The organism is Trichococcus sp., assembly GCF_049589555.1.
GTDB lineage: Bacteria > Bacillota > Bacilli > Lactobacillales > Aerococcaceae > Trichococcus.
The window spans coordinates 1-2,368 of the sequence record NZ_JBAWAZ010000196.1; the positions used below are offsets into that span (position 1 = coordinate 1).

The 2,368-nt window shown below is 47.0% G+C and carries 3 protein-coding genes; 2 read left to right on the forward strand and 1 reads right to left on the reverse strand.

All coding sequences use genetic code 11. The annotated features are described in order from the left end of the window. The coding region (locus WBV27_RS07575; protein WP_424200848.1) for a LysR family transcriptional regulator at positions 1 to 640 on the reverse strand (640 nt) is incomplete at its 3' end. Positions 641 to 830: 190 nt separating this feature from the next. Between WBV27_RS07575 and WBV27_RS07580 the strand changes: the two genes are divergently transcribed. Then, positions 831 to 1,214, forward strand: coding sequence for a VOC family protein (locus tag WBV27_RS07580; protein ID WP_424200850.1), 384 nt, complete (start codon positions 831 to 833; stop codon positions 1,212 to 1,214). Positions 1,215 to 1,237: 23 nt separating this feature from the next. Further along, positions 1,238 to 2,074 (forward strand): Cof-type HAD-IIB family hydrolase, encoded by an 837-nt coding sequence (locus tag WBV27_RS07585; protein ID WP_424200852.1) that lies wholly within the window; start codon positions 1,238 to 1,240, stop codon positions 2,072 to 2,074. Positions 2,075 to 2,368 lie beyond the last annotated feature (294 nt).

The window sequence follows — 2,368 nt, forward strand, 5'->3', positions numbered from 1 at the left end:
CCATCAGATCGTAGGACGCACCGATGACGGAAGGGTCCAGCATGACGAGCGGGTGCTGATACAATTCGTCAAGGGTAACCGAATCTTTACCAAACAACGGATGGCCCGCGCTTACGACGGCTTGGTATTTGCCGGCATACAGCGGCACCGTCGTGATTTCCTTTTTTCCCTCGAATTCGGAATCGAATGCGATAGCCACATCATAGATGCCTTTTACGAGATATTCGGAAATGTTCTTCAATAGCACCTTGTTCAGATTCAATTCAACGAGCGGGTTCTCTTTCCGGAAAGCCGGGATGACGGAAAGCAGCGTCTGGATATCCGTCATGGCTGAATATTCGATCGACAAGGTTTCCCGCTGATTGGCCTGGAAATTGCGCATTTTCTGCTGCATGCCTTGGTATTGCTTCCAAAGCACCAGCGCTTCTTCGTAGAAAAGCTGGCCGGCTTCCGTCGGCTCGATTGGCGTCTTTTTGCGGTTGATCAATCGGATCTGGAATGTCTCCTCCAATGAAGCGACAGTCTGGCTGATGGTGGTCTGCGACACATAGTTCCGCTTGGCCGTCTCCGTGAAACTGCGGCAGTCCACCAGGTCAATGTAGTATTTGATTTTTTCGATATTGATGCGATTCGCCTCCAATCAAAAATCCTTCTGTCTGTAAAGTACCATATCCTGCTGTTAAGAGGCAATCAGAGATTTTGAAAGGAATGTTTCACGAATTCGAGTCTGAATGGAAGCGTACAGACAAATTTATTTCAACATAAGCGTTTCGCCTGTCATTTTTGGATGAATGGCATATACTTACTTTAGTTATCAAGGAGGTTTTCAGATGAGAATAGAACATATCGGTCTATGGACTGCGGATTTGGAAAAAATGAAAGAATTTTACTGCGATTTCTTCAAAGCAACGGCAGGTGAAAAGTACCACAATCAGAAATCTGGCTTCCAATCCTATTTCTTGTCCTTCGCAGATGGCGCCAGATTGGAAATCATGCATCGCGAAGATGTGATCAAAGGAACACACTCGAATGAAATATTGGGGTTTGCGCATCTGGCAATCGCGGTCGGCAGCAAAGACATAGTGGATGCTTTGACGCAAAAACTGGTGGATGCAGGCTATCCTTTGTTGAGTCCATGCAGAGTGACCGGCGACGGCTACTATGAATCGGTCATCGGCGATCCAGAAGGAAACAGAATCGAAATCACGATTTAACAATAATATATGAGGTGAACTGAATGGATCTGAAAGCAATCGTTTTGGACATCGATGGGACGTTATTGAATGACCAGAAAGAAATCAGCCCGAGAACAAGAGATTCGTTGTTGAAAGCGCAGGAAGCCGGAATCAAAGTCGTGTTGGCGTCGGGAAGACCGATCTCCGCAATGGAGCGGTTCTCGAAGGAACTCAAAATGGAGCAGCACCACGGCCTGCTTTTGTCATACAATGGGGCATGCGTGACGGATTGCGCAACAAACGAAACCTTGTTCAGCCAAAGCATGTCCGACGAAGTGGGCAAGGAAATTCTGGCGCATATTGCGAATTTTGAAGTGAAGCCGATGGTCGCGCACAAGGACTACATGTACGTGAACAACGTCTACGACTGCATGATCACCGCACCGCCGAATGGACTCAAGAACATCATCGAGTACGAATCGCGCAGCGGCAATTTCAAATTGTGCGAAGTGGATGATCTTGCCGAGTTCGTCGATTTCCCGTTGCACAAAATCTTGGTCGCAGGGGAACCGGAATATTTGGAAGAAAATTGGAAGAAAATCATGCTGCCGTTCGAAGACCGCGTGAGCGGGTATTTCTCCGCACCATTCTACTTCGAATTCACCGACAAAGGCATCGATAAAGCCTTCGCGCTGGATAAATCCCTGCAACCGCTGGGAATCAGCAGCGAGAATGTCATTTCCTTCGGCGACGGAGAAAACGATACTTCAATCATCGCCTACGCAGGGGTCGGCGTTGCGATGGGCAATGCGATTGATGCCCTGAAAGCGAGCGCGAACGAAATCACGTTGTCCAACAATGAGGACGGCATCGCGCATATGCTGGAAAAATATCTGTAGGACCATTCATCAACGAAATAAGTGGCAAAGCCAGAACCGCCTTTGAGCGCTTCTGGCTTTTTTTAGGCCGAAATCATATTGTAAGAATTGATTAAAAGAATAAATATTTATTGTAAAACGATAAATTATAGACTAAACTGACAGTAACAAATCCAAACGAGGTGTTGAAGACATGAAACGAGAAACATTCTTTTTGAGGGCGGTCGTCGTTCTGATGGGACTTCCGGTAGTGGCGCTATGCATTTTTATTATCCCGGAAATTGCGGCTTTCCTGGTCGAACTGGTCCCAAGCCT